Raw genomic sequence first — 2,938 nt, 5'->3', positions numbered from 1 at the left:
CTTAAGCTGCAAGGCAATCGTGTCTTTATTTTGGGAATGTTGTATAACGAAAACCATTAGAAAAGTTATAATAGTGGTGCTGGTGTTAATAACCAGTTGCCATGTATCAGAAAATTTGAAAATCGGGCCCGTTGCGGCCCATGCTACTATAAAAGCCGTAGCTATTATAAATGCATAGGCGCCGCCCGTAATTTTTGTAACAACGGCTGAAAAGCGGTTAAAGAATCTGCTGAATTTGTTGATACGTCTTTTCATATTTTTAAGTTTGATGAAATAAAAGAACGATTCAATTAATATAATTACTCGCTATAAATAATTTTGGCACCTGCTTTAATAAAAAAATGCCTGGCGGTTGATCCTTGATTATGCATCCTTATCTTTTGTGCAAATGGTATTGGCACTCCAAATTAAATTTTGATAACGGTCTTGAATATCCGGGCTCTTCGGGCAGTTGCCACATTTATATTTTCACAGGCACTATCGGTAATCGCTTCATCGGTTTCGTTCTCCGTCTGCAAAAGTCCTATACAATTGTTTAGCCACTTTATTTGGGCTCAGGGCTTTTGTAACGAAGCCTTCATCAATAATTTTTCGTATAGTCAACTTTATAGGGTGGCTGGGAATTCCCGTGACTCTTTTATCTTAGACTGCTTTCGTTTCGTTTGCCAGGTTGCGAAGAATTAAATAATTTGATTTGTTATCTTTGTGAATAAAATGGGTTAACGAAAAAAATCATTTCTCACCCTGGGCAAAAATATACTCAAATAGGTATTGGCAACCGGGTGTAATAATGAGGTTCAATGTGATAAAACCCTTTGCCGGTTGATGTTTTAAACATTTCTTGTTGGCTTTATTTATATTGGCAAAATATTTTATGTATATTATAGTAAATATTTCTTTATTAAATTTTAAATCTTACAACTATGAGCTCAGGAAAAGTATTAGCAGCTGTTTTAGCCGGTGCCGCAGCCGGTGCCATATTAGGTATCTTGTTTGCGCCCGATAAAGGGACAGAAACACGGCGGAAAATTGCAGAGAAAGGTTCAGATCTGGCAGGTTCTGTAAAGGATAAATACAATGAATATGCAGAAGCCATTTCTGATAAATATGACGCTGCAAAACAAAAATTATCCGGTTATACTTCTGAAGGAAAAGATATGGTTAACCAGGCTAAAGAAAAGGCAAATGCAATGAAAAGCGATGTAAGAACCTCCTTGAATTCGTAATTCAGGTATCTTATATTGTAATTACAGGCCCGATAATAAATGATAAAAATGATGGATAGCAAGCCTACCAACGTAGAAGAATTGTTTCAGAAATTAAAAGAGTACGCCGATGTACGGTTGGATTTACTTAAGCTGAGGAGCATCAATAAGATCTCAGGTTTCATGGCGTCTGTTATAACTATTGTTATTTTAACGGCGCTGTTTAGCGGAGTAGTACTCTGCTTAACAATTGGGCTTGCGCTTCTGATCGGTCATTGGTTAGGCAATGCTTATTATGGTTTTTTTATCGTGGGAGGAATTTATCTTATTGCCGGGCTTGTAATTTATTCAATGCGTGATAAATTAATAAAAACTAAGGTTAGCAATAAATTAATAAAGGAACTGATAGATTAATGCAACTTGTAAAATTTCAGTAAAATGGTTGATATAGAATCTTTACCAAATAGTGGTCGAATGATTAATAGCGTTTCGGATTTGGAAACGGCTATAAAAAGGCTGGAAAGAAAAAGGTTATTGCTGGAAGAGGGGATCAGGGACGATTTTCACGAGGTGCTGCAAAGCATGAAACCGACTAATATTTTAAAAAATACGATCCATGAAATACAACAGTCGCCTGAACTGAAACACAATCTGTTTAAAGTAGCCTTAGGCTTAGGAGCCGGATACTTTTCAAGAAAGCTGGTGGTGGGTAAATCTGCCGGCATTGTAAAAAAGGCGCTGGGCGCTGCTCTCCAATATGGCATTACGACTTTTGTAGCCAAAAAAAATAATAATGAGGAAGAAAATGGTCTTCACACAAAGAAGAAAAATCTTCTGAAAAAAATTCTCTCTATTTAACCTCCCAGTTTTTTAAGACATTTTTTAAGATCGATTCCTTTTCCAAGAACGTCTTTAAAAAGATCTCCCTTCTTCTGTACCCGTTCAAGTATGTTATGTATAGTAAATTGCTTGGGTAACAAACCTTTTTTTACTTCGTTCCAAAGTAAAGGCGTCGATACGGTTGCCCCTTCTTTTGGCCGTAGACTATAAACGGAAGCAATAGTTTGTCCTTTGCTGTTTTGCAAATAATCCATATAAATTTTCGCTTCACCTCTTTTTTGCAGGTTTCTTTCAAGGGTTGTAAACTCTTTCAATTGTTCACTGGCCATTACGCAAACAATGTAGGCAAAATCCTTTACCTGTTCGTAGGTATATTTTTTGGCCGTAGGAACATAAATATGCATTCCGCTGGACCCCGACGTTTTGCAAAATGATGCAGCACCGGCTTTAGTCAGAACCTCGTTCACCATGTTGGCAGCATCAATCACCTGGTCGAAAGTATTTTTTGAAGAAGGATCAATATCAATGATGAGATAATCGGGTTTATCCAGGTCCTTTATGGTCGAATGCCACGGATTAATTTCTATGCAACCGAGGTTATTCATATAAGTGAGCGTGGCGGCATTATCGCAAATGATATAATCTATTTCTTTTTGATTCGACTCAGAAAATATCTTTTTACTGGTTACGTAAGAAGGAACATTTCCCGCGGCATCTTTTTGAAAAAACCCCTTTTCATGAATTCCGTTCGGATTGCGTAACAATGATTCGGGACGTCCTTTTAAATAAGGAAGAATATAATCTGCCATCGAAATATAATATTTAATTACATCCCCCTTGGTGATGCCATCTTCAGGAAAATAAATTTTATTGAGATGGGTTGCTTTCACCTT

At 36.9% G+C, this 2,938-nt stretch carries 5 protein-coding genes; 3 read left to right on the top strand and 2 right to left on the bottom strand.

Features of this window, described 5'->3' with window-relative positions; genetic code table 11:
- Positions 1-255 (bottom strand): low affinity iron permease family protein (locus ACO1O5_RS05700; protein ID WP_486268876.1); only part of this gene is annotated, 255 nt, incomplete at its 3' end.
- A 668-nt stretch (positions 256-923) separates the two neighbouring features.
- On the opposite strand from ACO1O5_RS05700, the gene ACO1O5_RS05695 reads away from it, so the two are divergent.
- Genes ACO1O5_RS05695 through ACO1O5_RS05685 form a run of 3 tightly spaced genes read left to right on the top strand, consistent with a single transcriptional unit; the run spans position 924 to position 2,063 of the window.
- The gene (locus ACO1O5_RS05695; RefSeq protein WP_486268875.1) at positions 924-1,226 is read left to right on the top strand and encodes a YtxH domain-containing protein; all 303 of its coding nucleotides are present in this window, start codon (positions 924-926) and stop codon (positions 1,224-1,226) included.
- A gap of 48 nt (positions 1,227-1,274) precedes the next feature.
- Complete coding sequence (locus ACO1O5_RS05690) at positions 1,275-1,619, top strand: hypothetical protein (protein ID WP_486268874.1); 345 nt, start codon at positions 1,275-1,277, stop codon at positions 1,617-1,619.
- A gap of 24 nt (positions 1,620-1,643) precedes the next feature.
- On the top strand, positions 1,644-2,063 hold the full coding sequence (locus ACO1O5_RS05685) for a hypothetical protein (RefSeq protein WP_486268873.1): 420 nt from the start codon (positions 1,644-1,646) through the stop codon (positions 2,061-2,063).
- Here the strand turns inward: ACO1O5_RS05685 and ligD are convergent.
- The coding region (gene ligD / locus ACO1O5_RS05680) for a non-homologous end-joining DNA ligase (protein WP_486268872.1) at positions 2,060-2,938 on the bottom strand (879 nt) is incomplete at its 5' end. The two genes, ACO1O5_RS05685 and ligD, sit on opposite strands and share 4 nt — an antisense overlap.

The sequence above is a fragment of the Ginsengibacter sp. genome, from assembly GCF_057362405.1.
Note: the sequence above shows the minus strand (reverse complement) of the source record. Positions and strands in the feature narration are given on the sequence as shown.

Coding starts and splice junctions, on each gene's coding strand:
- ACO1O5_RS05685 (WP_486268873.1), top strand. CDS start 1,644: ATGGTTGATATAGAATCTTTACCAAATAGTGGTCGAATGATTAATAGC.
- ACO1O5_RS05690 (WP_486268874.1), top strand. CDS start 1,275: ATGATGGATAGCAAGCCTACCAACGTAGAAGAATTGTTTCAGAAATTA.
- ACO1O5_RS05695 (WP_486268875.1), top strand. CDS start 924: ATGAGCTCAGGAAAAGTATTAGCAGCTGTTTTAGCCGGTGCCGCAGCC.